We start from the raw sequence: 24,538 nt of genomic DNA, 5'->3' as shown, positions 1-24,538 counted from the left end.
TGCGTGGGTCAGCTTCGTTCGCCGACGGCCTGCTCGGCTGCCTTGATCGCAGCCTGACGTGCGGCAATGATTTCGCCGAGTGGAGGACCCTGGAAACGACGCTTTTCGAAGGCGAACCAGACGATTGCCGTCAGGATGAAGAAGCCTACCGTGATGTAGAGCGCCCAGTCATTCGGCGGCTGAATGCCGATGATGAAGATCAGGATCATCGAAATAACCGACAGGATCGCGAACAGCGTGAAGATGCCGCGTCCCATGTTCCATGGTCCCATCTTGTCCCACTTCGGCGTTCCCCAGGCGAGGAGGCCGAGAACGATCGGAACGGTGAACGACAGGAACAGGAAGATGACCGTGCACGAAACGACGATCGTATAGGCCGAGGTACCGGCAACGGAGACGATCGACGAGCCCCAGACGAACAGAACCGAAAGCACTGCGGCCGTCCAGATAGCGGCAACCGGCGTGCGGTAGGTCGGGCTGACCTTGGCGAGTGCAGCGGAGCCCGGCAGGCCCCCGTCACGCGAGAATGCGAAGATCATGCGCGACGCCGATGTCACCGTGGCGAGACCGCAAAGCAGCTGCGCCAGGAAGACGACGATATAGACGAATTCCTTAAGGCCGGTGCCGACGCGCTGGTCGAAAGCCCAGAAGAAAACGTTCCAGCCCTGTGCTGCGGCCTCGTCCATGTTCGGGATCATCAACACGAAAGCGGCAAGGAACAGGTAGCCGAAGATCGCCGACCACACGACCGACATGACCATGGCGCGCGGCACGGAACTTGCGGCCTTCAGTGTTTCTTCGGATGTATGCGCGGAGGCATCGTAGCCGGTGATCGTATAGATCGGCAGCAAGAGGCCGAGTGCGAACACCCATGCGTTCGATACCGACGGCCAGACGTTGCCACCCGCTTCGCCGGAATAATTGTGGAACGAGAAGAGACGGCTGAAGTCCCAGGTCTCGGCGGAGAGAAGGCACACGACCGCAATAAGGATCGACCCGAAGAAGATCAGGTAGCCGGAGAAGTCGGTGAGTTTCGCCGTGAGCTTAATGCCGAGGTGGTTGATGAGCGCTTGGGCGCCGGTGATGATCACGAGAAAGATCATCTGCGTCGTCAGCGTGTTCTCAATGCCGAGCGCCGGGCCGAAGGCGCCGACGAAGAACGTCCAGGTGCCGACATTGATGGCGCCAAGAACGGTGATGAGACCAAGCAGATTGAGCCAGGCCGTTACCCAGCCGGTACCGCGATTGCCGAGGATCGAACCCCAATGGTAGAGCCCGCCCGCTGTCGGATAGGCGGAGCTGATCTGCGACATGGCGACGGCAAAGGTCAGCGAGACGAAGCAGCCCACCAGCCAGCCGATACCGATGCCGATGCCGCCCGCGCCCGACGTGGCCTGGGCCAGCGAGTTGATACCGCCGGAAAGAATGCAGATGATCGAAAAGGAGACGGCAAAGTTGGAAAAGCGGCTGAGCCGCCGCTCCAGTTCCTGGGCGTAGCCCATGCTGTGAAGGACCTTTATGTCCTCCGATTTATCTGTGTCAGTATAGTCCTGCTGTGTCATCACGTTCCCCTATTATTCTGGTAAGTTGCAACGTCAGATACTCGCGAGCGCTACTCCGTAGGTCTTGTCTATGCCGTCCCCGTTTTTGGTGAGCTCGCCGCTTGCGCAAGCGGCCGCTCCACAATCTCCCTAAGCAGCCTTGAGAGCGTTTCGCCCCAGGCCATTTCTTTTTGAGCGGTGGTGATGAGATCGTTGCGGATCTCGATCATCACTGCCGGAAACCCGAGAGCGGACGCGTGCCGCTCCAAAGTGTAATAGACGCGATCCGCCGGCGAATAGGGCTCGTTGACCCCGACGCAAAATTGCGTCAGCGCCTCAAGGCCGGCAATGAGCGGTGCGGCGATCCGGTCGTCGGCATCGTGGATGATGCCGATGTCCCAGGGCCGCGGAATGCCCCGGTAGACCGGCGTAAAGGAATGCACGGCGACATAGATCGGGTCGGGCAGACCCTTGGCGGCACGTGCACGCGCCAGATCCTCGATCGCTGAGTGATAGGGTCGATGCGAAATGCCAATTCGCCTTTGTTTCTCTTCCTCGCTCAATTCGGCATTGGCCGGAATTGCCGTTGATTCGCTCAGCGAAGGAATAAGATCGGGAGCATCCAGCGGGCGATTGCAATCGATGATCAGCCTAGACACGCAGGATTCGACCAGCGGCGCATCGAGAAGGCTGCTCATCACCATGCTTACGCCGATGGCGCCGGGATCCCAGGCAATATGCCGCTTCAGGTCGATCGGCTTGAGTCCAAGCGTGCCATAGCCTTCGGGAATGTGATTGGACGCGTGATCGCATAAAATGATGAACGGGCCGGCGCCATCCGCGTTAGACACGCGAACCACATCCTCGCTTTTTACCGTTGCCTGCGACATTCCCATTGCGGCTCTCTGGCAAGCTGTAATTTACGTTACATTTTGTATTTTTGTTTCCACTCGCGTATGATTTGATACACAACGATAAAATTTGTCAAATCCGAATTTACGTTCCAGCGGATATTGGCGGCGAAGATGGGGAAGCACCGATGCAGACCAGCATTTCCGAGCTGATCGCCGAAAGAATCGACAACATGTCGACCTCGGAGCGCAAGGCAGCACAGACCCTTGTCGCCAACTATCCGTTGATCGGACTGCGAACGGTCGCTGAATTTTCGACTCAGGCGGGCGTGAGTTCACCCACAATACTTCGATTTGTCTCGCGCCTTGGCTTCCAGAGCTACCCGGAATTCCAGGGCGCGCTCCAGGAGGAGCTTGCTGCGCAGTTGCAGTCGCCCTGGAACCGCGCGGCAACCATCCAGGCGAGCAATAACAGCGCCGAATTTCCGTTGATGGAAGCCGCGATCGACAATATCCGCGAAACGTTCCAGCATCTTTCCGTGCAGCAGCTCGGCGATGTCGTCGAGGCGATCAGCCGCGCACGCGCCCGCATCTACCTGCTTGGCGGGCGCTTTACCGATCCAATTGCCCGCTATATGGCCGCACACCTCAAAATAACGCGTCCGGGCGTAACGCATCTTACCGGCCAGGAAAGCCATTGGCGCGATCAGCTGATCGATATGGGCAAGAAGGACGTCCTCGTCATTTTCGACATTCGGCGCTATCAGGACAGCCTCATCCGCTTTGCCGAAAAGGCACAGGCTCGGGGCGTGGAAATCGTGCTGATCACCGACCAGTGGCTCTCGCCGATTGCGCGCTTTGCACGGCACGTGATCGCCGGCCGCACCGCGGTCCCATCGCCATGGGATTCGTCCGCGACGCTGTTTCTCGTCGCCGAGACCCTGATCGCCGAAGTGACGCGCAAGCTCGAAAAAAGCAGCGCCAACCGTATACGCGACATGGAGCAACTGCGCGACAAATGACAGGCGGGGCATTGCCCCCTCGCCCGATTGATATACAAATGCGGTTCCCGGCCAAGCAGGCCCGCCAGGCGCGTGCCTGCGCTGAAAAACATTATCGGATTGATCAAGGACAAATATCATGCAGCAAGCTGACATCGGATTGATCGGCCTTGGCGTCATGGGCGCCAACCTGGCGCTCAATATTGCCGAGAACGGTTATCGCGTCGCGGTCTTCAACCGGACGGTTGCAAAGACCCACCAGTTCTACGAGGACGCCGGCGACCTGAAGGACAAGATAGTTCCTTGCGAAACGCTCGAAGACCTTGCGAAGAACATCAGGGCGCCGCGTCCTATCATCCTGATGGTCAAGGCTGGCGAGGCCGTCGACGAGCAGACCGCTGCCCTTAAGCCGTTCCTCGCCAAGGACGACATCATCATCGACGCCGGCAATGCCAATTTCCATGACACGGTGCGCCGCCTGGCCGCGCTCGGCCCCAATGATCCGACCTTCGTCGGTATGGGTGTTTCTGGCGGCGAGGAAGGCGCGCGCCATGGTCCCTCGATCATGGTGGGCGGCACACCCGAATCCTATGCTCGCATCGAGCCGGTGCTCACGGCCATATCGGCGAAGTACAAGGGCGAGTCCTGCTCGGCGCTGCTCGGGCCCGATGGCGCCGGTCATTTCGTCAAGACCATCCATAACGGTATCGAATATGCCGATATGCAGATGATCGCCGAGGTCTACGGCATATTGCGCGACGGCCTTGGCCTTGCGCCGGATGCCATCGGCAGGATTTTCGAGAAATGGAACGAAGGCCCGCTCAACTCGTACCTCATCGAGATCACTGCCAAGGTTCTTGCGGCCACTGACAAAGATACCGGCAAGCCCGCAGTCGATGTCATCCTCGATAGCGCCGGCCAGAAGGGCACGGGCCGCTGGGCCGCCATCGAGGCGCAGATGCTGGGCATCCCGGCAACGGCGATCGAAGCGGCGGTCGCGGCGCGTTCGATCTCTTCGCTGGTCGGTGAGCGCAAGCTGGCCGCGGACGCCTATGGCGATCTGCTTGGCGGTAGAAAGCTCGTCCATGATGCCGAGTTTATCGACGCGCTTGAAGACGGACTGCTTGCCGGAAAGATTGCGGCCTATGCGCAGGGCTTCGAAGTCATGGCAGGCGCTTCGAAAGAGAATGGCTGGAACGTCCCGCTGGCGACAACTGCCCGTATCTGGCGCGCAGGATGCATCATCCGCTCGCAATTTCTTGACGAGATCGCTGCCGCCTTCGAAGGCAGCGAGGGCAAGAACCTGCTCCTGGCGCCTGCATTCGTCGAGCGCATGAAAACCGGGTCGGCATCCCTGCGCAAGGTGGTCGCGGAAGCGGCGCTCGCCGGTCTGCCGACACCTGCTTTGTCCGCCGCGCTCAATTATTTCGACGGTTACCGGCAGCAACGCGGCACGGCCAATGTCATTCAGGCGCAACGCGATTTCTTCGGGGCGCATGGCTTCAAGCGGCTCGATCAGGAAGGTGACTTCCACGGCCCCTGGTCGGACGTCGATTAATTTTTGGCGTCGTCGCGCCGCCATTGTCTACGGGACGGCGACAATCCATCAAGCGGAAGCCGGGTTTAAGCACGCCCGGTTCGGCGACATATAGCAGGCATGTAACGCAACAAGAGGGCCGGTAAATACCGCGCCGGAGTGACGGATCATGTCAGTCAGCAGCTATCATCAACGCATTCATAAAGCAGGGGAATCGGGCAAGCCGCTGTTTTTCGTTTTCCACGGCACCGGCGGCGACGAGAACCAGTTCTTCGATTTCGGCCGCGGGCTGCTTCCTGAAGCCGGCATCGTCTCGCCGCGCGGCGATGTCTCCGAACATGGCGCAGCCCGGTTCTTCCGCCGCACGGGCGAAGGCGTCTACGATATGGACGATCTCGCCCGGCGCACCACGGCTATTGCCGATTTCATCCGTGCTCACAAATCTGAAGCCCGGCCTTCGAAGCTCATTGGCCTTGGCTATTCCAATGGCGCCAATATTCTTGCCTCAGCCCTATTGTCGCAGCCCGATCTCTTCGATGCAGCGGTGCTGCTGCATCCGCTCATCCCGTGGCAACCGGCGCCGCAGCCGGCGCTCAAGGGCAAGCATGTGCTCATCACGGCCGGACAGCGCGACCCGATCTGTCCGCCCGCGCTGACGCAGGCGTTTGCGGATTACCTGACGGCGCAGGGCGTTGATGCCGAGCTCGTCTGGCATCCGGGCGGCCACGAGATTCAGCAGAGCGAAGTCACCGCCATCGAGCGTTTCGTTAGGGAATTTGCCTGACAATGCCTGGCCCCCTCTGATGGAGGGGGCTCTCGCGGCTACATCGAAAAGCGCAGGGAAACCGGCGCCGCCTGTGTTGCACGTGACGGCTTGCGACCGCGCGGCGACAAAAGGCCGTGTGCACCCGCAAGGTGGCCGGGCTTGAGTTCAAGCGCCAGGAACCGGCGGCGCTCGACTGGGCCGGGCATGGCAAGCAGCGCCGTCTTCTCGCCCTCAAAGCCGAAGCGCTCATAATATTCCGGATCGCCGACGAGGATGATCGCGCCGTGACCAAGGCGAGCGGCCTCGCTGATGCCATGGCGCATCAGGGCAACGCCGATGCCGTGACCCTTGAGTGCGGGTTCGACGGCGAGCGGTCCGAGCAGGAGCGCGCGCACCGGCTTGCCAGCTGCGTCATGACCCGCCTGAATATCCCACAGCCGTACCGAACCGAGCAGCATGCCGTCGTCGCCGCGTGCGACAAAGGCGAGGCCTTCGGAAGGCAGGCGCCCACGCCGCAACTTTTCGGAAGACTTGCGGCGACGTCCCTCGCCCATGGCGCGGTCGAGCAGCGCCTCGCGCGCCGCCTCGTCCTGCGCCGTCTCGTTGCGTATCGTATAGGCCTGTGCGCCTTGGACGTGCAGGTTCTGGTTGAAATCTACTGCGTTCATCTTCTTGACCAATCTTCAATCATGGGCGTCATCAAGGCCGGCAAATTGCCGGCCAAATCCCACGATCGGGCGATGCCCGATCAGATGACGTATGATCGGAGTGGTTCGAAGCCGTTGAAGGCAACCGCCGAGTAAGTCGTTGTGTAAGCGCCCGTTCCCTCGATCAGCACCTCGTCGCCAATGGTCAGCGAGATCGGCAGCGGATAGGGGTTCTTCTCGTACAGCACGTCGGCGCTATCGCAGGTCGGGCCGGCGAGAACGCAAGGCGCATTGTGATCGCCATCACGCGGCGTAGTGATCTGATAACGGATCGCTTCGTCCATAGTCTCGGCAAGACCGCCGAACTTGCCGATGTCGAGATAGACCCAGCGCACATTGTCGTTGTCCGCCTTCTTCGAGACGAGAACGACCTCGGCCTTGATGACGCCGGCATTGCCGACCATGCCGCGGCCGGGCTCGATGATCGTCTCGGGCAGGCGATTGCCAAAGTGACGGCTCAGCGCCTGGAAGATCGCCTGGCCGTAGGCCTGTGCGGTCGGCACGTCCTTGAGGTAACGGGTCGGGAAACCGCCGCCCATGTTGACCATCTTCAGCGTGATGCCTTCCTTGGCAAGCGCATCGAAAACCTGCTTTGCATCGCCAAGCGCACGATCCCAGGCGGAGAGATCCGTCTGCTGCGAGCCGACATGGAAAGAAACGCCATAGGAGTCGAGGCCGAGCTTCTGCGCAGCGCGCAGGACGTCGACAGCCATCGCCGGAACGCAGCCGAACTTGCGCGACAGCGGCCATTCGGCGCCGGCACCATCGGTCAGAACGCGGCAGAACACACGCGAACCTGGAGCAGCGCGGGCAACCTTTTCAACTTCCTCGACGCAATCGACGGCGAAGAGACGGATGCCGAGTTCGAAGGCACGTGCGATGTCGCGCTCCTTCTTGATCGTGTTGCCGAACGAAATGCGGTCCGCCGTTGCGCCGGCGTCCAGAGCCATTTCGACTTCGGCCACGGAAGCCGTATCGAAGCTCGAGCCAAGCGAGGCGAGCAGGCGCAGGATCTCAGGCGCGGGATTTGCCTTCACCGCATAGAAAATCTTCGACTCCGGCAGAGCCATTTCGAAATTGTGGAAATTTTCCCGAATGACTTCAAGATCGACGACGAGGCAGGGGCCGTTCGGGCGTCGGGTGTTGATGAAGTCGAGGATGCGCTGCGTAGCCATCTTGGGTCTCCAATCCGTAGCGGCACTTGCGGCCGCCTTGAGCAAGTCGCGGTTTCATGGGACGCGCCCGATGTACCGCAGGGACAAAGTGCATGAGTCGGTCGTGCGTGAGGCCAGCCTTTGGAGATGCTGAAACCACGAGACTTTTCATGCGGCGATGGACCGACGCTGAAACCAGCGTAAATCCGCTTTGTCTGCCTTGGCTTGGATGTACCCATCCGCACTACAGGCAATGAAGGTGTGCCTCTTCAGTAATCCCGGCTTATGGACAGCCGGAAGACACCAGAAAGGCCCGCACCGTCGTTGCTTCAAGATGTCCTCAGTTCAGCAGTAGGCCGCTAAACTGACTGGAGGGGTTAGTTCCAGGTACCATACCGTTTCTTCACCATTATGAAGATCGGCGGACACCCACAGGCACGTGCGACTTTGGGCAAGCGCCATATAAGGTGAAAGATGTGTCCAATCAATGAAAATTCTGCGGCAAGGCCAATTTTTTTATTCGTTGAACAACGTGACGGAAATGGCCTAGAATCACTGAACGATGCACACTATTCCGCCCCTGAATGCCCTGCTCGACGTTCCGTTACCCGCGCTTGCTTCGGGTCGCGGGCCTCTGACCGGCGAGACGCTCGCCGTAAAGGACATTTTTGATGTGGCCGGGATGGTAACGGGCGGTGGCAACCCGCAAAAAGCGGCCGAATCACCCCCTGCCATGCACACGGCGCCAGCCATCCAGATGTTGCTCGACAACGGGGCGAAACTCGCGGGAAAATCCCAGACGGACGAATTCGCCTTCTCGCTGCTTGGCCAGAACGCCCATTTCCCGCATCCGGTCAATCCGGCAGCACCCGACCGCGTGACCGGAGGATCGTCGTCAGGTTCAGTCTCCGCCGTTGCCGGCGGTCTGGTCACCATCGCAGCGGGCTCCGATACTGGCGGTTCGATCCGCGCACCGGCAAGTTTTTGCGGGCTCCCGGGCTTGCGGACGACGCATGGGCGTATCACCCTCGAAGGTGCATTGCCGCTCGCGCCTTCGCTCGACGTCTTCGGCTGGTTCGCCAAGGATATTGCGCTTTACGAAAAAGTCGGAGCTGTCCTTCTTGGCGCCGACGCGCAGGACTTCAAGCTGACGCGCCCGCTTTTCATCCCGCTGCTCGAACATTTTCTGATCGGCGAGGCAGAGGATGCCGCCTACAGAAAAATGTACGCCACCGTTTGCGCCCATCTGGGCCAAGCCCGTTCCGCACGCCAGCCGACCGCATCAATGGACGATCTATATCTGTGTTTTCGCCAGATACAGGGTTTCGAGGTCTGGCAGGCGCATGGCGCATGGATCGCCGCCAAGGATCGCGGCCTTGGACCGGGCGTGCGTGAGCGTTTCGAATATAGCTCAAAGATCGACCGGGCCACCTACGATACGCAGACGCGCCGCCGCGATCTTTTCCGTTCCGAACTCGGCGACCTTTTGCGCGACGATGGCGTCCTCATCCTGCCAACTGTGCCCGGCGCGGCGCCGCTGGCCGCCGCAGCCTTCGACGATCTACAGACCCATCGCGAGCGAATGCTGCATCTCCTTTGCCTGTCGCCCCTCTCCGGCTTCCCGCAGATCACCTTGCCGCTAGGCAAGGTGCACGGCGCACCTTTCGGCATATCGCTGCTTGGACCGAAGAACAGCGACCGCGCGCTTATCCGGCTCGGCCGGGCCATTCTCGACACATCGGCAACGGCGATCTGAGATGGACACGCTCACCCGCATGCGGGCTTTCATCGACGTGGTCGAGGCCGAGGGCTTTTCGGCGGCGGCGCGCAAGATCGGACGTTCCAAGGCCCTGCTTTCGAAATATGTGCGGGAACTTGAAGATGAACTCGGAGCGCTGCTCCTCAATCGCACCACGCGGCAGTTCTCGCTGACCGAAGCCGGGCACACATACTACCAGCGCGCCAGCGAAATTCTGCGCGAAGTCGAAAGCCTGCAGGAGGCGGTGCGCGAATCGAGCAGCGATATCAAGGGCCGCATCAAGATATCCGCGCCGCGTACCTTTGCCGATGCCGAGATCGGCCAGTGCCTCATCGACTTTTGTGCCGAGCAGCCGGATATCGTCCTCGACGTGCGGCTGGACGACCGCTTCGTCGACCTTGTGGAAGAAGGGTTCGACCTTGCCATCCGCATCACCCGCATGCAGGACTCCTCGCTTATAGCCAAGCGCCTTGCACCCTTCCATGTCATTGCCTGTGGTTCGCCGGACCTGATCGAGCGGCTGGGACGCCCTGAGCGCCCCGAGCTTCTCGCCTCCCTGCCCTGCCTTGTCGATACGAACAATCGCTCGCGCAATACCTGGCAATTCCTGAATGAAGACGGCGCACCGCTATCCGTCCAGGTATCGGGGCCGATCGAAATCAACAGTCCGCTTTCAACGCGCCGGGCCGCCCTTGCCGGCCTCGGCTTTGCCCTGCTGCCGGATTTTGTGGCCCAGGCGGATATTGATAGCGGCAGGCTGGTCAGCGTTCTTGAGCAATTCATTCCACGCGATGCCGGCATTCATGCGGTCTATCCGCACCGCCGCTACCTGCCTGCAAAGGTGCGCGTTCTCGTCGATTATCTCGCCAAGTGGTTCAAGGACAATCGCCGCTCTTAGTTTTGTTAAATGTTATATTATATCGTCCCAATTTCGCCAATTTCGGCATATCCCTTAGCGCAACTCACGAAAGGCTTTTCATGCAGCAGAGATTCGCGGTTTTTATCGGCGCAATGGCGGCGGGAATGACCTTTGCCACCCCTGCCTATGTGCACCCGCATGTCTTTGCCGAAGCGCGCCTGGATGTGTCGATCAAGCCCGATGGGACCGTTGAAAAGCTCGGCCACGTCTGGCGTTTCGACGACATATTTTCAAGTACGGTGCTGGTCGAGTTCGACAAGAACGCGGACATGAAACTCGACGAAAAGGAACTGACGGAACTCGCCTCGACGATCAACGCGTCGATATCGGAATACGACTATTTCCAGTCCGTCACGCTCGATGGCAAGCAGATTGCCATGGGAGCGCCACAGCACCTCATCGCGGACTTTCAGAACAACCAGTTGCTAATCATCTTCGAGAGTGCGCCAAAGCAGCCGCTGAAGCTCGGCAAGAAGACCAGTTTCGGCGTCTATGACCCGACATTCTATACCGCAATCGACTATGTGAACGACACGGACATCCATGTCACAGGCGTGCCCTCCGGCTGCACGCATAAGGTGGTCCGTCCGGACCCCGACGAAGCGATCGCCGCCAACCAGGCAACGCTGACCGATGCCTTTTTCAACGATCCAACAGGGACCAACATGTCGAAGATCTTTGCGACCCGGCTGGAAATCGAATGCCCCAAGGGCTGAGTGAAGGATAGACCATGCGCAAACGCACCCTGGTGGGTACCCTGGCAGTCCTTGTTCTTGTCGGCGGGCACGCCCTCGCCCAGACCTCCTCGCTCGGAATCGGCTCAAACGAGGTTGCCATGCAGCCGACAGGGCCGTTCGCCGAGCTCATCCTCTGGATAAACATCCAGCAGCGCAATTTCTATCTCGCCATGACCCACGCCCTGAAAGGCATGCGCGAGGATCCTTGGCAAGTGTCGATCCTCGTCGGCCTGTCATTCCTCTACGGTATCCTCCATGCCGTCGGCCCGGGACATGGCAAGGCTGTCATCTCCTCCTACATGTTGGCCAATGAGACGACCTTGCGGCGTGGCGTGCTCCTCTCTTTTGCGTCATCCATGCTGCAGGCGTTCACCGCGCTCTTCATCATCGGCCTGACATTTCTGGTGCTACGCGGCACCACGGTTTCGATGAACGACGCGGCGCGCTACATGGAGATCGGGAGCTTCGTACTGATTATCGCCTTCGGCCTTTTATTGCTCTGGCGCAAGGTTCCGCAGCTGTTTCGCCCGCGCGTAGCTCAGCTCGTGGCACACGGCGACGGCACTGCCGTACTCGCCCCCGATCATCATCACCACCATCACGACCATGGTCATCACGCCCATCACCAGCATGATCACGTGCACCATGCCCATGCCGGACACGATCATGAACATCATCATGCTCATGGTCACCATCATCATGCCGAAGGCGACGTGTGCGAGACCTGTGGGCATTCGCACGCGCCGGACCCTGCCATGCTTGCGGGGGAGTTCAACTGGAAGACAGCCTGGGCGGCGATCGTTGCCGTCGGTTTGCGTCCCTGTTCGGGCGCGCTGATCGTCCTTACCTTTTCCCTGCTCAACGGGCTTGTTCTCGGCGGTGTGCTTTCGGTGTTCGCAATGGCGCTCGGAACGTTCATCACCGTCGCGGTCCTCGCCACACTGGCAGTGACGGCAAAGAATGTCGCGCTGAGGGTTTCGGGCGCCTCCGCGCTTTCCGGTCGGGTCCAGAACATTATCGAAGTTGCCGGGGCACTCTTCATCGTGCTCTTTGGCATCCTGCTCCTGACCGCATCGCTGCGGTTCTAGAGCTTGCTCGAGATCAGTCGTCCTTGTGCTGTCGCCTGGCACGCAGCCAGAACACGACGAAGAAACCGGCAACGAAGACGACGGCAAGGATTCCGGCGGCCGGTGCCGATCGCTCGCCAAGCGCCAGCATCAGTGTCGGCATGAAATAGGCGACAATGCCAAAACCAAACATGATGCAGGCAGCCGCGATGGCGGCACTACGGGTTTTCGGATCCATCACGCTTCAAACGCCTCGATTGCTGTTGGCAGGTTTGTAGCGGCAGCACGTATTTATGCAAGGGGCGCTTTCACGCAGCGCGGAACTCTTCGAGCCGCTTGATCTGCTTGCCCGCGGCATCGAAATTCTCCGGTGAAAGCCATTTCTGGTAGGCGGCCTTCAGCGCCGGCCATTCGCTGTCGATGATCGAGAACCACGCCGTATCGCGGTTCTTGCCCTTTTGCACCATATGCTGGCGGAAAATGCCTTCGAACTTGAAGCCAAAGCGTTCTGCCGATCGTTTGGAGGGCTCATTGGCATTGTTGCACTTCCACTCATAGCGCCGGTAGCCGAGTTCGTCGAAAATATAGGCCATGAACAGATATTGCGCTTCGGTGGCCGCGGGCTTGCGCGAGATCAGCGGGCCCCAATAGATATTGCCGATTTCGATCACGCCGAAGACCGGATCGATGCGCATCAGCGTCTGGCGCCCGGCAACCTTGCCGCTCGCCTTGTCGATGACGGCAAAGAACAGGGGGTCCTTGCTCGCGGCAACCTTTTCCAGCCATTCATCGAAAGCCGCGCGGCTCTCGGGCGGAGCCTCAAACAGATAGCGGAAACGGTCGGTGGCGTCAGTGACGCTCGATGCCTCGAAGAGGCCGTCGCCGTGTTTTGCCGGATCCAGCGGTTCGAGGCGGGCTAAACGCCCTTCGAGGGGTTCGCGCGCAGGCACGGGCCGGGGTGTCCAGGTCGTCAGGTTGGTCATGGTGAAATTTGCTCGCTCAGCGTCATCCAGAATGTTTGACTTGTTACTGTACTCAAAGCACAAAGCAGAAGTTGAAAATTGTATGTGGGACAAGAATATGCTGCGCACTATTCCGGGGTTTGACCGCATCGGTGAAGAGAATGCATTTGCCGTGCTGGCACGCGCGACTGCTCTGGGCGCCCAGGGCAAGGACATCATCAATCTCGGCATTGGCCAGCCGGACTTCAAAACGCCCGCCCACATTGTGGACGCCGCAATAAAGGCGCTGCGCGATGGTCACCATGGCTATACGCCCGCCACGGGCCTCGTCGCAGCGCGCGAGGCCGTGGCACGACGCACGCTGACAACGACCGGCATCGAAGTCTCTCCGGACAACATCATCATCGTCCCTGGCGGCAAGGTGACGATGTTTGCTGCGATCATGATCTTTGGCGAACCTGCCGCCGAGATCCTCTATCCCGATCCGGGTTTTCCGATCTATCGCTCCATGATCGAGTTCACCGGCGCCAAGCCTGTTCCCGTCCCGATACGGGAAGAGAACGGATTTGCCTTTTCGGCGGATGAAACGCTGGCGCTGATCACGCCGAAGACGCGTCTCCTGATCCTCAACTCGCCGGCCAATCCGACCGGCGGCGTTACGCCCCGCGCGGAAATCGAAAAGCTGGTGAAGGGTCTCGAAGCCCACCCTCATGTTGCGATCATGTCGGACGAAATCTATGACGTCATGACCTATGATGGCGAGGAGCATCTCTCGCTCTTGACCTTCCCATCCATCCGCGACCGCCTGATCGTGCTCAACGGCTGGTCCAAGACATGGGCGATGACCGGCTGGCGCATGGGCTGGTCGATCTGGCCGGAGCAGCTTTACGACAAGGTGCGCAAGCTCGCGGTCAATTGCTGGTCCTGTGTGAACGCGCCGAGCCAATATGCCGGCATCGCCGCCATCGACGGACCGCAGGACGATGTCGAAAAGATGTGCCGGGCCTTCGACAATCGCCGGCGCATTGTCGTCGACGGGCTGAACAGCCTGCCCGGCATCAGTTGCGCGACGCCGAAGGGCGCTTTCTATGCCTTTCCAAATGTCAAGGAAACGGGCTGGCCGGCCAAACAGCTGGCGTCAGCCCTGCTCGAGGAGGCAGGCGTCGCACTGATCGGAGGGCCGGATTTCGGCATTCTCGGCGAAGGATATGTGCGCCTTTCCTATGCCAACTCGGAAGAGAACATCCTGCGCGCTATTGAGCGGATCGAGAAGTTCCTGGCGAAGTAGGGCAGAGATTTGTCAGCGTCCTTGAACGGGCGCGGGAGGGTGGGATTCTTTTGATATCCCGCCGTGATCTTTGCTTCGACCTGCACTGCCGTCATCGGCCCTCACCTACCGCCACTGCCGTCATTCTCGGCTATTGTCCCAGCACTGCCGTCATCCGCCGTCAGCGTCCGTCCATCGTCCTCGGGCTCTTGTCCCGAGGATCCACTTCATGTGCGGTCATGTACAATTAGGCTATAGGCCGGGCACCTTCATTTGCGCGCCGATCGGCAGCTTCATCGGTTTCATCCCGGGATTGGCTCCGGCAAGCTTTTTCCATTCGATGCCCTTGCCGTAAATCTCCTCGGCAATCTCCCAGAAATTGTCGCCGCGCTTGATCGTATAGCTGTCCGGATGATGGTTGGCGGTGGTTTGCGCCGCCGGCTTTGCCGGTTCGGGCGCCTTCGGCGTTTCGGGCGGCGCTGGGGCCGCTGGCACCGGATCGACGCCCGGCGCGGCCGCCGCCATCGTTATGCGCCCATCCGTATAGGGTTTGTAGGGGACGTGCTGACCGAGATAATCGGCAAGAACGAGTTCCAGTCCCGGACCGTAATCATAAGCGTTGATGGCATTCGTCGAGAAGATTTTGTAGCCGTCGCCGCCGGCGCGCATGTAATTGTTCGAAACCACGCCATAGGTTGCGCCAGGATCGAGCGGCCGAAAGCTGTCGCCCTGCATCACCGCTATATCGGAGATGCGGCTGCCGACCGGCTTTGATATGTCGAATGTGTATTTCAGACCGGCTACCTGCGGGAAGCGCCCCGCGCCCTGGTCGATCTGGCTGACACCATTTTCGAGTGCGGCAACGACATCCGATCCGCGCAACTGGAATGTCGCCAACGTATTCTGGAACGGCAGCACGGTCAGCACTTCGCCCATGGTCACGTCGCCCGCATCGATCGAGGCACGCAGGCCGCCGCCATTGATGATGGCGATCGTCACGCCCTGGCTCTTGACTCGGTCCAGCATGGCATCGGCAACGAGATTACCCATGCTGCATTCGCGGGCGCGGCACACCTCGCGGGCGGCTTCGATCACGCCGGTCGATTCGCCGACCTTGCGCGATTTCAATTCCTCGATTGGCTGGGCAAGTTCCTTGATGCGAGCGGCGAAGGCCGGGTCAGGCGTCACGCTCGAGTCGAGAAGGATAGGCGCGCCCTCGCTCTTGATGACATTGCCCTCGTCGTCGAAGGTCACCTTGAGTTCGCCGAGATATTTCGAATAGGATTTGGCCTGGACGATCGGCACGTCGCGGCCGGAAGGGCTCTTGACCAGCGTCGGATAAGGGCCGATTGCTTCGGGATCGGTGTTGGAGAGCAGCGTGTGGCTGTGGCCGCCGACGATGACGTCGATACCGTCGACCTGCGCCGCCAATTCCTTGTCCCTGAGATAGCCATCGTGATTGAGTGCGATGATCTTGTTGACGCCTTCGCCCTTGAGGGTGTCGACAACCTTCTGCAGCGTCTCGGCTTCATTCGCGAATTTCACGCTCGGGCCAGGGCTGGATATTTCCGTCGTATCGGTTGTCAAGGCAGAGATGATGCCGATCTTCTGGCCGCCAATTTCCTTGATGAGATAGGGTTTGAATTTGCCGGCGATCGGCGAATCCGGCGCGGCTTCCGTATTGCTGGAAATGACCGGAAACTTCACCTTTTCGAGGAATTTCGCAAGGCTCTCCGGCTTGTCGTCGAATTCGTGGTTGCCGAGGGCCATCGCGTCGAAGCCCATCTGGTTCATGAATTCGGCGGTGTCGTCGCCCTTGTAGGTCGTGTAGAACAGTGAACCCTGGAATTCGTCGCCGGCATCGAGGACGATGACGTTGCCGCCATCCTTCGACAGCGCGGCGCGGCGCTCGTCGATCTTGGCCTTGACCCGGGCTATACCGCCGAAGCACTCGTTCTTGGCCGTTTCTTCAGCCGAGCAGGTCGAATCGTACTTGTTGATCGGCTCAATGCGCGAATGCTGGTCGTTGATATGCAGGATGTTGAGCGTATAGTCGGCCATCGCCGCACCGGCCGACAGGCCAAGCACTGAAGTTGCAACGAGAAGTCGGGCAAAAATTCCGGACATGATCTGCTCCCGGTTGACTGGCTCCAGATCGGCGCGGAGCATCGGTTGATGAGCAATGGTTTCATTCCTTTGACCGCCATGCAATCGAGCAATTGGTCGAATGTTTCGGCCTCAGCCCGTTTGCGGGCCGCGCCGCGTCAGCGAGAATTGCTGGCCGCTGGACGAGGTGCAGTTGAGCTGGCCGGTGCTGACGAGGGCGCAATTCACCTTGGACTGCGTGCCGCGCGCGAGCGAGCGCATGTTGATCTCTATCAGATTGGCCGAGGCGAAGCGATAATTGCCTTCAGCGAGTTTTTCCTTGGTGTCGTTGGCGCGGGTCTCGAAGACGCCGCCGTTGAAATTCGAGAAGGCGACGCCCGAGGTGTCGAACCATTGGCCCTGGACGGCGTCCGTCGGCTTGGCGACCTGCACGCCTGCGCCATCCTGCATGGACCCGCTCATGCAGCCGGCAAGGGAAAGGCTAAACGTAACGGCGACGGGCAGCGAAAAACGTCTCATCCAATATTCTCCCATGGTTCTGGATATCTAGATGCCGTGAAAATCAAGCAGAAACAAGACCTAAGTTTAATTGCAGATTGGAAGTGTTTGAGGCTACCATTTTGTTCCATCCAGACATTCAACTCCAAGATGCATCCGGCTAAACACGCTTCCAGGCTCAGGACCAGATGATCGTTCGACCCGCGACAGACAAGGATGCGATCAATGCCTGCCGCGTCCTTCGCCGATCCATAATAGAGTTGTGTGATGACGATCACGCGAACGACTCGCAACGGCTTTCGGCATGGCTGGCCAACAAGACCGACGCGAATGTCCGCAAATGGATCGATGCCGCCGAGCAACTTGTCGTTGTCGCCGAAGAAGGGGGACGTATCATGGGCGTAGGCGCAGTCATGCGGTCAGGCGAAATCACTTTGAACTATGTGAGCCCTGAGGCGCGGTTTCGAGGTGCCAGCAAGGCGATGCTGTCGCATCTAGAAACCTATTTGCAGTCGTTTAGGATAACACGTGCGCTACTTTCAAGTACGAGGACGGCGCACCAATTCTATCTATCGCGTGGGTATGAAGATTTTGGGGAGCCCGAATTCTGGGCAGGAATGAGCGCGCAACCGATGGTGAAGAACTTGTCGTAACGGCCAGGGTCGGGGAGCGAAGACGGATAACTTGGGCTGCGTACGCGCGGCCGATTCTACTTGTCCTCTTCCGGTGGCTTCGCCGGGTGGTTCTTTTGCAAGATGGATCCTCGGGTCAAGGGCCCGGGGATGACGGCGGTGGGAGGGAATGAAGCTCGGAGGCGGATGAAAACGGCAGCCCGGAGGCTGCCATTTGCGTCACGAGCGGACGAGGATGTTGCGGAACTGCCAGGGATCATCCATGTCGAGATTTTCCTTGAACAGACCCGGTCGGTTGTGGAGCGGCGTCCAGTCCGTATAGTGACCCTTGAGCGGTCCGAGATAGGGTGTCTGCACCTCGAGGCAGCGGCGGAAATCCATCTCGTCGGCTTCGACAATGCCGGCGTCCGGATTTTCCAGCGCCCATACCATTCCCGCCATGACCGCCGACGAGACCTGAAGTCCGGTCGCGTTTTGGTAAGGGGCAAGCTTGCGCGCTTCCTCGATCGTCAGTTGCGAGCCGTACCAGTAGGCGTTCTTCTCATGGCCGTAGAGCAAAACGCCGAGTTCATCGGCGCCATCGACGATTTCAGATTCATCGAGCACGTGCTGGATCGCTTGCGGCTGGCCGGCGGCACCGAACATCTCGTCGAGCGACAACGTCGCGACGTTCGCGGGATGATAGGCATAATGACAGGTCGGACGGTAGGAAACCTTGCCCTTCTTGTCATGCACGGTGAAGAAATCCGCGATCGAGATCGATTCGTTATGGGTCACCAGCAGTCCGAACTGCGCGCCTTCGGTGGGGCACCAGGTGCGAATGCGCGTGTCGGCGCCAGGCTGCTCAAGGAAAATCGCCGCCTTGTTGCCCTTCTTTTGCTTGCGCGCATTTTTCGGCATCCACTTTTCGTGGGTGCCCCAGCCGAGTTCGGCCGGCTGCAGGCCTTCGGAAATGAACCCTTCGACCGACCACGTATTCCAGAATGCGCCGAAGGGCTTCGGGTCGCCAGCGCGCTGCGTATCGCGCTCGGCAATATGGATGCCCTTGACGCCGACCTTGCTCATCAGCTTGGCCCAGCCCTTTCGGTCGTCGCGTGCCGGTTCGCTATGTTCGATGCCGAGATCGCGGGCGAGTTCGAGCAGGCCCTGCTTGACGAACCACGACACCATGCCGGGATTCGCGCCGCAGCACGAAACAGCGGTCGGTCCGCCCGGATGCTTCTTGCGCTCGGCCAGCAATGTCTGGCGCAGCGCATAATTGGTGCGGTCAGCATTATCCATGTCGTTGTCGTAGTAGAAGCCGATCCACGGCTCGATCACGGTGTCGATATAGAGTGCGTTGTTCTTGCGGCACAAATGCATGATATCGACTGAAGAGGTGTCGACGGAAAGATTGATACAGAAGCCCTGCCCGCCGCCTTCGGTAAGAAGGGGCTTCAAGATGGTCTTGTAATTGTCCTTGGTGATCGCCTGCTGGATAAACCGGATGCCGCGCTCGTCGAGCAGCTTCTTGTTGGCATCGCTGGGGTCGATAACGACCAGGCGGGATTTGTCATATTTGAAGTGGCGTTCGATGAGGGGCAGGGTACCCCGACCGATGGATCCAAAACCAATCATCACGATCGGACCAGTAATTTCTCCATGTATAGGCCATTCAGCCTTCGCCATTTTTTTCGTGCTCCTAATTTTGATCTCCATCATTGAGGCAGCCGCTATAGATCGGCATCAAAGAAACCATAGAGCATAGATGTGACAAAGAGCAAACAACCCTTTGCGCTGCATGTTGAAAATTTCAATCTACTGTTAATCGAGGCGCGATTATAGGGTTCTCAGCGCGGTTAAAAGCCGATCGCGGATCGTCATAATACCTTTGTAGTGCAATTGCGCCGGGTTCAATGCCTCGAGTTGCCGGCAAAAAGCTTCAGCGACGGCCCGGCACTCCGGGTGTTTCTTGAGCGCCTTTATGGGGTCAAGATGGATGCGGATGGTGAAGAGAATGTCGCCGGAGGCGGGAAGCTTGCGCAATGTCTGACGCTCGACCCGAACGAAACTCTGCGCCGCAATATCGTCGTCCGTATAGAGCGCGCCTTTCTCATGGCTTGCCAAGGGGTGGTAGAGCTCGCCATCCGGCTGAAGCGACCAGTTCATGCGGAAAACCGAGCGGTCCGGGCGCAGATTGTCGAACATGCGCGCGATGAGGCCCGCATTGCGGGTGCCTGCGCCGAAATCCGGGACGGGCGCATGAATCTCTTCCATGGAACGGCCGAATTTTTCGAGAAGGGTCCATGATGATGGGAAGGATAACGAGGCGGCACCGAGGTGCCAGCCGCGCCTTTCGTCCTTGCGCATGAGCACAAGGTCCTCCTGCACGAGGTTTGCCGCCCGGTGCAGGTAGGGCGTTGCGGCTTCGCCGATCGCAATGGCATCGTCCCTGCCAGAGACAATGACAGCATTGCCCTTGCGCACATATCGTTCCGGATAATGTTCGATGAGGTGGGCGGTCAGCAGGTCGAAGACTTCCTTCTGGCCCGGTTCGCTGCCTGGCTCCTCTACGAAAATCTTCTCGCCGTGGCGTGCAAAAAGCCGCTGCTTTTCGGCAAGATAGCTAAGCAGATGATCGTCAATTTCGATCCAGTCCCTGTGGTCGAGCTGTTGCAAGCCGATGGTGAAAGGCTGCGCCGAACCGTCATACGGCGTGTGCCTCGGAGCTTGCCAGGGTGACTCTGCATCCATCAGTCGGCGTCCATGGCTTCCAGTTCGTCGATGATGCCTTCGATGACCGAAAGGCCCTTCTGCCAGAAAGCGGGATCGGTGGCATCGAGGCCGAATGGGGCCAGCAACTCGGAGTGGTGCTTGGTGCCGCCGGCCTTGAGCATGTCGAAATACTTCTGCTGAAAGCCCGCTTCGGCATTCTGGTAAACCGCATAGAGCGAGTTCACCAGGCAGTCGCCAAAGGCATAGGCATAGACGTAGAACGGAGAATGGATGAAATGCGGGATGTAGGTCCAGAAGGTCTCGTAGCCCGGGGCGAAATGCACGGCCGGCCCAAGGCTCTCCTTCTGCACGTCGAGCCAGATTTCGCCGATACGGTCGGAGGTAAGTTCCCCCTCCATGCGTTCGGTGTGAACACGGCGCTCGAACTGGTAGAAGGCGATCTGGCGCGCGACGGTGTTGATCATGTCCTCGGCCTTTTGTGCCAGCATCGCCTTGCGCTCGCGCTTGTCGCGGGTCTGTTCGAGGAGCGATCGGAACGTCAGCATTTCGCCGAAGACGGATGCCGTCTCGGCAAGCGTCAGCGGTGTCGAGGCCATCAAGGCGCCCTGACCGCCCGCAAGCACCTGGTGCACGCCGTGGCCGAGTTCATGGGCAAGCGTCATCACATCGCGCGGCTTGCCCATATAGTTGAGAAGCACATAGGGATGGGCGGAGGGAACGGTGGGGTGTGCGAAGGCTCCGGGTGACTTGCCAGGCCGAGTGGGTGCGTCAATCCAGTTCCTGTCGAAGAACCGGCGCGCAATATCGGCCATTTCGGGGGCAAAGCCGCTATAGGCCGAAAGCACGGTTTCACGCGCATCGTTCCAGGAGATGACCGCCTGCGGCGTTTCCGGCAGCGGGGCGTTGCGATCCCAGTTGTTGAGAAATTCAAGGCCGAGCCACTTCGCCTTCATCGCATAGTAGCGGTGCGACAGTTTCGGATAGGCGGCCTGCACCGCCGCCGCCAGCGCATCGACCACCTCCCGTTCAACCCGGTTCGCGAGGTGCCGGCTATCGGCGATATCCTCAAAGCCGCGCCAGCGATCGGAGATTTCCTTGTCCTTGGCGAGCGTGTTGGTGATGAGGGTGAAAGTGCGCAAATTATCCTTGAATGTTGCAGCGAGTGCTTCGAATCCAGCCTTGCGGAGAGCCGGATCTGCATCCTGCAGCAGGTTCAGAGTGGGCTCCAGCGCCATTTCTTCGCCGTTTACCGTAAACCGCAACGCCGTCATCGTCTCGTCGAACAGACGGTTCCAGGCACCGCGCCCGGTTATCGATTTTTCGTGAAACAGCTGCTCCAGTCGGTCTTCAAGCTGGTAGGGCTTGTCCTTGCGCAGATCCGTCAGCCAGGGGCGATAGTGGCCGATGGCGGGATTGTCATTCATCGCCTTGTCGAGAATGGCGTCATCGATGCGGTTCAATTCGAGGCTGTAGAAGATGAGGTGGGTGCTGGCATCCGTCATCTTCTGCTGGATGTCGCCATAAAGCTTGGCATGCTTGGGGTCCGACGTGTCACCGGCATAAACGAGGCCGGCAAACGAGACGATCTTGCCGATCAGCTCTTCAAGCGCCTCGAACTCGGTGATGGACTGAACGAAGTCGCCCCCATTCGGCTTTCCGGCTTCAGCGGCAAGTTTGCCCTTCCAGCGGTCTTCGAATGCCACCGCAAGCGCGTTGGCGCGGACGAGATCGGCCTTGAGTTCACTGCTGTCCGCGGAAGGATAAAGGTCGCCGAGGTTCCATACTGGAAGCGTGCCGAGTGCGGCCTGATCGGCCTTTGCCGGATTGCCAGCGTCCTTCGCAGGAGCAGCCCGCACAGCATCTTCGCCTGTGTATCTATCTGTTTCCAAAGTCATTTCAGCACCATGTTAAAGCAGTGAAACAATCCGTGAAGGATCGAATCGGAGTAATCAGTCGGAAATTGCTAAACCTTAAAAACGAGTTTGCAATGGTCCTAGTAGCATCTAGCTTATTTTACATTGAAGCACTTTTTAGACTTTTGCAGGATGGATTCATTCGTTAAAACGCCTTAATTGTGCTGTTAACAACCCGTTGACCATGTCACAAAACGATGGATTCTTCGTGCGTTTTTGCCATGCTCTCAACGTATTTGTTCTTCAGTAAAGCGACCATTAACCATTAAATCCGATAATTCAGCCATCCGGGGGTTGTGTATCGCGGTCAGGGTTGGGACGAAATTGGCATATATGAAGCATGCAAAGAACGGCGGTTTGACGGTTGCCTCGCTCGCGCGTACTGCGTGGTTTGCCGTCACAATGATCTTCGCGTCGATGCTCTTTGCCTCCACCCAGGCAAATGCAGAAACCCGCACCCTCAAGCTCTACGCCGTCCACACGAATGAACGCATCGAAGTCACGTTCAAGAAAGATGGCCGCTTCCAGCAGGATGGTTTGAACAAGCTCAACCAGTTCCTGCGCGACTGGCGCCGCAACGAACCCACCAAGATGGATCCGCGCCTGTTCGATCTGGTCTGGCAGATTTACCAGACGGTCGGCGGTCGCGACTATATTTATGTCGTCTGCGGCTATCGTTCGCCATCGACCAATTCCATGTTGCGCTCGCGCTCGCGTGGCGTTGCTGAAAAAAGCCAGCATATTCTGGGCAAGGCCATGGACTGGTACCTGCCGGGCGTGAAGCTGCAAACGCTTCGCTACACTGCCCTGAAGTTCCAGGCCGGCGGCGTCGGTTACTACCCGACATCCGGCTCGCCCTTCGTTCATACCGATGTCGGTAATGTGCGCTATTGGCCGCGCATGAGCCGCAAGGAACTCCTCACCGTATTCCCGGATGGGAAGACTTTGCACATTCCGTCGGATGGCAAGCCGCTGCCTGGCTATGAACAGGCCGTTGCCGCCTATGAAGCGCGCCGCCGCAATGGCAGCTCCATCCAGATCGCCAGCGCTTCGCGCTCTGGCCGCAGCAAGACGTTGTTCGGCATGCTCTTTGGCGGCGGTGCCGACGAAGATGAAGACAACAGCGAAGGTTCAGTTGCTGTAGCGTCGGCGGCAAAGCCGGCGAAAAGCGCCGTGACCAAGCCCGCATCCGTGGCGGACGAGGCCGAGGGTACGGCCGCTCCGGTCGCAACGACGGCCAAGGCGCCGCAGCCGGCCGAACAGGACCAGGCCGGTACGCCGGACGACAGCCAGACATTGGCCTTGAATGTGCCGGTGCCGCTGCGCCGCCCCGATTATACGCCGACACCCGCGCCGGAGGCTCCGGCAACGCTCAACGCGCTAGCGTCCGACAAGTCGACGGTTATCGCTGCTTTGCCCGAGCCGCGTCCGCAGGATAGCGCGAGCGCCATCCGCGAGCTGATCGCGGCCAACCCTGACGATTCCGACAGCGATGCCGGCAAGGCGCAGGCCGAGATGGTCAATGCGCTCGTGCCCGTGCCGTTCGAAAAGCCGAAGCACAATGACATGCTGATGGCGTCGATCGTTCCCGATCAGCGGCCCGCGCCGGCGAGTGCTGCAGCCGTGGCAAGCACTCCAACTGCTGAGAACGCTTCGGCCGAACAGGATGTTATCACCATACCGGACGAGGACCCGACACCGGAGGCGCTGCTGCGCCAGTCGGTAGCGGCGTCGCAGCCCAAGGTTCTGCCAACCGTTCAAGGCTCGACAGGTGACCGCGTGGCCCACCCGCAGCCGGCAGCCCAGCAAAACCTGCAACTGGCTTCAGCTGAGCCGATGGCGACGCTGCGCGAGACGATGTTGCATGCCAAGGGCGATCCTGCCGCAATGCTCAACAGCGGCGTCGTGACGACGACGAAGGGCGCCAAACCGCACCGGAAGGCGGCGGAGGAACAGGCGCCGCGGGCAATCCAGGTTGGCAATGAGGTGCCCGATCGCGCACTCTCGACCCGGCAGGTGGCAGCGGTGGCGCCGCACGTCGAACCGGCAGTGATCCGCAACGCCTTGCTGCGCACCGCGCCGACGACGGTCTATGTCACGGGCTTCCAGCATGATGCGCCGGTCGACGCCAACAAGTTCACTGGCAAGGCCGTGACGTTCCTTCAGATCGCAAAGTTCAGCCCGACCAGCGGTTCGTAAGTTCCCCTCCTGCGACAGAGAGAGGGTAGTGTTTTATAAGCCACTACAGGCGTTATACGTCACTACCTTCGTCCCACCACCACCACCGCCGTCGTCCTCGGGCCTGACCCGAGGACCCATAACCACGTAGCCGAGTCGCATGCGCCTCCGAATCGAAGGTGGATCCTCGGGACAACGCCCGAGGATGACGGCGGAGGGTAGGGACTA

At 59.6% G+C, this 24,538-nt stretch carries 21 protein-coding genes; 10 read left to right on the top strand and 11 right to left on the bottom strand.

Annotation, left to right across the window (positions count from 1 at the left end; all coding sequences use genetic code 11):
• Positions 1–8: 8 nt before the first annotated feature.
• The gene (locus tag BLR72_RS00430) at positions 9–1,562 is read right to left on the bottom strand and encodes an amino acid permease (RefSeq protein ID WP_027229528.1); all 1,554 of its coding nucleotides are present in this window, start codon (positions 1,560–1,562) and stop codon (positions 9–11) included.
• Between the two features lie 68 nt (positions 1,563–1,630).
• Positions 1,631–2,437 (bottom strand): N-formylglutamate amidohydrolase, encoded by an 807-nt coding sequence (locus tag BLR72_RS00425; RefSeq protein ID WP_027229527.1) that lies wholly within the window; start codon positions 2,435–2,437, stop codon positions 1,631–1,633.
• Between the two features lie 143 nt (positions 2,438–2,580).
• Here BLR72_RS00425 and BLR72_RS00420 point away from each other — a divergent pair, with 143 nt between their 5' ends.
• The 3 genes from BLR72_RS00420 to BLR72_RS00410 all read left to right on the top strand — a co-directional run bounded on the left by BLR72_RS00420 (position 2,581) and on the right by BLR72_RS00410 (position 5,714).
• Complete coding sequence (locus BLR72_RS00420) at positions 2,581–3,414, top strand: MurR/RpiR family transcriptional regulator (protein WP_091944026.1); 834 nt, start codon at positions 2,581–2,583, stop codon at positions 3,412–3,414.
• A gap of 118 nt (positions 3,415–3,532) precedes the next feature.
• Positions 3,533–4,951 (top strand): NADP-dependent phosphogluconate dehydrogenase, encoded by a 1,419-nt coding sequence (gndA, locus tag BLR72_RS00415; protein ID WP_091944020.1) that lies wholly within the window; start codon positions 3,533–3,535, stop codon positions 4,949–4,951.
• Positions 4,952–5,099: 148 nt separating this feature from the next.
• Entirely contained in the window at positions 5,100–5,714 is a 615-nt protein-coding gene (locus BLR72_RS00410; protein ID WP_091944017.1) for an alpha/beta hydrolase, read from the top strand.
• 38 nt (positions 5,715–5,752) lie between these two features.
• Here BLR72_RS00410 and BLR72_RS00405 read toward each other — a convergent pair whose 3' ends face one another.
• Both BLR72_RS00405 and odc2 read right to left on the bottom strand, forming a co-directional pair.
• Complete coding sequence (locus tag BLR72_RS00405; protein WP_091946368.1) at positions 5,753–6,364, bottom strand: GNAT family N-acetyltransferase; 612 nt, start codon at positions 6,362–6,364, stop codon at positions 5,753–5,755.
• 80 nt (positions 6,365–6,444) lie between these two features.
• Positions 6,445–7,578: an ornithine/lysine decarboxylase gene (gene odc2, locus BLR72_RS00400; protein ID WP_091944014.1), complete on the bottom strand. Its 1,134-nt coding sequence runs from the start codon at positions 7,576–7,578 to the stop codon at positions 6,445–6,447.
• A 541-nt stretch (positions 7,579–8,119) separates the two neighbouring features.
• On the opposite strand from odc2, the gene BLR72_RS00395 reads away from it, so the two are divergent.
• The 4 genes from BLR72_RS00395 to BLR72_RS00380 all read left to right on the top strand — a co-directional run bounded on the left by BLR72_RS00395 (position 8,120) and on the right by BLR72_RS00380 (position 12,060).
• Positions 8,120–9,313, top strand: coding sequence for an amidase (locus BLR72_RS00395; RefSeq protein WP_091944011.1), 1,194 nt, complete (start codon positions 8,120–8,122; stop codon positions 9,311–9,313).
• 1 nt (position 9,314) lies between these two features.
• Complete coding sequence (locus tag BLR72_RS00390) at positions 9,315–10,214, top strand: LysR family transcriptional regulator (protein ID WP_091944008.1); 900 nt, start codon at positions 9,315–9,317, stop codon at positions 10,212–10,214.
• A 113-nt stretch (positions 10,215–10,327) separates the two neighbouring features.
• Positions 10,328–10,951, top strand: a complete 624-nt coding sequence (locus BLR72_RS00385) for a DUF1007 family protein (RefSeq protein ID WP_244506629.1) — start codon at positions 10,328–10,330, stop codon at positions 10,949–10,951.
• A gap of 14 nt (positions 10,952–10,965) precedes the next feature.
• Positions 10,966–12,060 carry a nickel/cobalt transporter gene (locus tag BLR72_RS00380; RefSeq protein WP_091944002.1) on the top strand — a complete coding sequence of 365 codons (1,095 nt, stop codon included), beginning with the start codon at positions 10,966–10,968 and terminating at the stop codon, positions 12,058–12,060.
• A gap of 13 nt (positions 12,061–12,073) precedes the next feature.
• Here the strand turns inward: BLR72_RS00380 and BLR72_RS00375 are convergent, their stop codons facing one another.
• Positions 12,074–12,277, bottom strand: a complete 204-nt coding sequence (locus BLR72_RS00375) for a hypothetical protein (RefSeq protein ID WP_036812866.1) — start codon at positions 12,275–12,277, stop codon at positions 12,074–12,076.
• 70 nt (positions 12,278–12,347) lie between these two features.
• Positions 12,348–13,022, bottom strand: a complete 675-nt coding sequence (locus BLR72_RS00370) for a GNAT family N-acetyltransferase (protein ID WP_091943999.1) — start codon at positions 13,020–13,022, stop codon at positions 12,348–12,350.
• A gap of 97 nt (positions 13,023–13,119) precedes the next feature.
• On the opposite strand from BLR72_RS00370, the gene BLR72_RS00365 reads away from it, so the two are divergent.
• Entirely contained in the window at positions 13,120–14,289 is a 1,170-nt protein-coding gene (locus tag BLR72_RS00365; RefSeq protein ID WP_091946365.1) for a pyridoxal phosphate-dependent aminotransferase, read from the top strand.
• A 231-nt stretch (positions 14,290–14,520) separates the two neighbouring features.
• Here the strand turns inward: BLR72_RS00365 and BLR72_RS00360 are convergent, their stop codons facing one another.
• Positions 14,521–16,395 (bottom strand): 5'-nucleotidase C-terminal domain-containing protein, encoded by a 1,875-nt coding sequence (locus BLR72_RS00360; RefSeq protein ID WP_091946360.1) that lies wholly within the window; start codon positions 16,393–16,395, stop codon positions 14,521–14,523.
• 111 nt (positions 16,396–16,506) lie between these two features.
• Positions 16,507–16,893, bottom strand: coding sequence for an outer membrane lipoprotein Omp10 (locus BLR72_RS00355; RefSeq protein WP_091943996.1), 387 nt, complete (start codon positions 16,891–16,893; stop codon positions 16,507–16,509).
• Positions 16,894–17,060: 167 nt separating this feature from the next.
• Here BLR72_RS00355 and BLR72_RS00350 point away from each other — a divergent pair, with 167 nt between their 5' ends.
• Positions 17,061–17,525: a GNAT family N-acetyltransferase gene (locus BLR72_RS00350; RefSeq protein ID WP_091943993.1), complete on the top strand. Its 465-nt coding sequence runs from the start codon at positions 17,061–17,063 to the stop codon at positions 17,523–17,525.
• Between the two features lie 198 nt (positions 17,526–17,723).
• Here the strand turns inward: BLR72_RS00350 and BLR72_RS00345 are convergent, their stop codons facing one another.
• The 3 genes from BLR72_RS00345 to BLR72_RS00335 all read right to left on the bottom strand — a co-directional run bounded on the left by BLR72_RS00345 (position 17,724) and on the right by BLR72_RS00335 (position 22,114).
• Positions 17,724–19,172, bottom strand: coding sequence for a homospermidine synthase (locus BLR72_RS00345; protein WP_091943990.1), 1,449 nt, complete (start codon positions 19,170–19,172; stop codon positions 17,724–17,726).
• Between the two features lie 150 nt (positions 19,173–19,322).
• The gene (locus BLR72_RS00340) at positions 19,323–20,237 is read right to left on the bottom strand and encodes a heme-dependent oxidative N-demethylase family protein (RefSeq protein WP_091943987.1); all 915 of its coding nucleotides are present in this window, start codon (positions 20,235–20,237) and stop codon (positions 19,323–19,325) included.
• Entirely contained in the window at positions 20,237–22,114 is a 1,878-nt protein-coding gene (locus tag BLR72_RS00335) for a M3 family oligoendopeptidase (protein ID WP_091943984.1), read from the bottom strand. The genes BLR72_RS00340 and BLR72_RS00335 overlap by 1 nt, the downstream gene beginning before the upstream one ends.
• Positions 22,115–22,465: 351 nt before the next feature.
• Between BLR72_RS00335 and BLR72_RS22605 the strand changes: the two genes are divergently transcribed.
• Positions 22,466–24,331, top strand: coding sequence for a peptidoglycan L,D-endopeptidase MepK (locus BLR72_RS22605; protein WP_091943982.1), 1,866 nt, complete (start codon positions 22,466–22,468; stop codon positions 24,329–24,331).
• Positions 24,332–24,538: the final 207 nt, after the last annotated feature.

The organism is Phyllobacterium sp. YR620 (assembly GCF_900104165.1).
Lineage (GTDB): Bacteria > Pseudomonadota > Alphaproteobacteria > Rhizobiales > Rhizobiaceae > Phyllobacterium > Phyllobacterium pellucidum.
This window is presented reverse-complemented; position numbering and strand designations above follow the sequence as displayed.

Coding starts and splice junctions, on each gene's coding strand:
- BLR72_RS22605 (WP_091943982.1), top strand. CDS start 22,466: ATGAAGCATGCAAAGAACGGCGGTTTGACGGTTGCCTCGCTCGCGCGT.
- BLR72_RS00430 (WP_027229528.1), bottom strand. CDS start 1,562: ATGACACAGCAGGACTATACTGACACAGATAAATCGGAGGACATAAAG.
- BLR72_RS00350 (WP_091943993.1), top strand. CDS start 17,061: ATGATCGTTCGACCCGCGACAGACAAGGATGCGATCAATGCCTGCCGC.
- BLR72_RS00375 (WP_036812866.1), bottom strand. CDS start 12,277: ATGGATCCGAAAACCCGTAGTGCCGCCATCGCGGCTGCCTGCATCATG.
- BLR72_RS00340 (WP_091943987.1), bottom strand. CDS start 20,237: ATGGATGCAGAGTCACCCTGGCAAGCTCCGAGGCACACGCCGTATGAC.
- BLR72_RS00420 (WP_091944026.1), top strand. CDS start 2,581: ATGCAGACCAGCATTTCCGAGCTGATCGCCGAAAGAATCGACAACATG.
- BLR72_RS00365 (WP_091946365.1), top strand. CDS start 13,120: ATGCTGCGCACTATTCCGGGGTTTGACCGCATCGGTGAAGAGAATGCA.
- BLR72_RS00390 (WP_091944008.1), top strand. CDS start 9,315: ATGGACACGCTCACCCGCATGCGGGCTTTCATCGACGTGGTCGAGGCC.
- BLR72_RS00370 (WP_091943999.1), bottom strand. CDS start 13,022: ATGACCAACCTGACGACCTGGACACCCCGGCCCGTGCCTGCGCGCGAA.
- BLR72_RS00395 (WP_091944011.1), top strand. CDS start 8,120: ATGCACACTATTCCGCCCCTGAATGCCCTGCTCGACGTTCCGTTACCC.
- BLR72_RS00405 (WP_091946368.1), bottom strand. CDS start 6,364: ATGAACGCAGTAGATTTCAACCAGAACCTGCACGTCCAAGGCGCACAG.
- BLR72_RS00425 (WP_027229527.1), bottom strand. CDS start 2,437: ATGGGAATGTCGCAGGCAACGGTAAAAAGCGAGGATGTGGTTCGCGTG.
- BLR72_RS00345 (WP_091943990.1), bottom strand. CDS start 19,172: ATGGCGAAGGCTGAATGGCCTATACATGGAGAAATTACTGGTCCGATC.
- BLR72_RS00360 (WP_091946360.1), bottom strand. CDS start 16,395: ATGTCCGGAATTTTTGCCCGACTTCTCGTTGCAACTTCAGTGCTTGGC.
- BLR72_RS00380 (WP_091944002.1), top strand. CDS start 10,966: ATGCGCAAACGCACCCTGGTGGGTACCCTGGCAGTCCTTGTTCTTGTC.
- odc2 (WP_091944014.1), bottom strand. CDS start 7,578: ATGGCTACGCAGCGCATCCTCGACTTCATCAACACCCGACGCCCGAAC.
- gndA (WP_091944020.1), top strand. CDS start 3,533: ATGCAGCAAGCTGACATCGGATTGATCGGCCTTGGCGTCATGGGCGCC.
- BLR72_RS00410 (WP_091944017.1), top strand. CDS start 5,100: ATGTCAGTCAGCAGCTATCATCAACGCATTCATAAAGCAGGGGAATCG.
- BLR72_RS00355 (WP_091943996.1), bottom strand. CDS start 16,893: ATGAGACGTTTTTCGCTGCCCGTCGCCGTTACGTTTAGCCTTTCCCTT.
- BLR72_RS00335 (WP_091943984.1), bottom strand. CDS start 22,114: ATGACTTTGGAAACAGATAGATACACAGGCGAAGATGCTGTGCGGGCT.
- BLR72_RS00385 (WP_244506629.1), top strand. CDS start 10,328: ATGGCGGCGGGAATGACCTTTGCCACCCCTGCCTATGTGCACCCGCAT.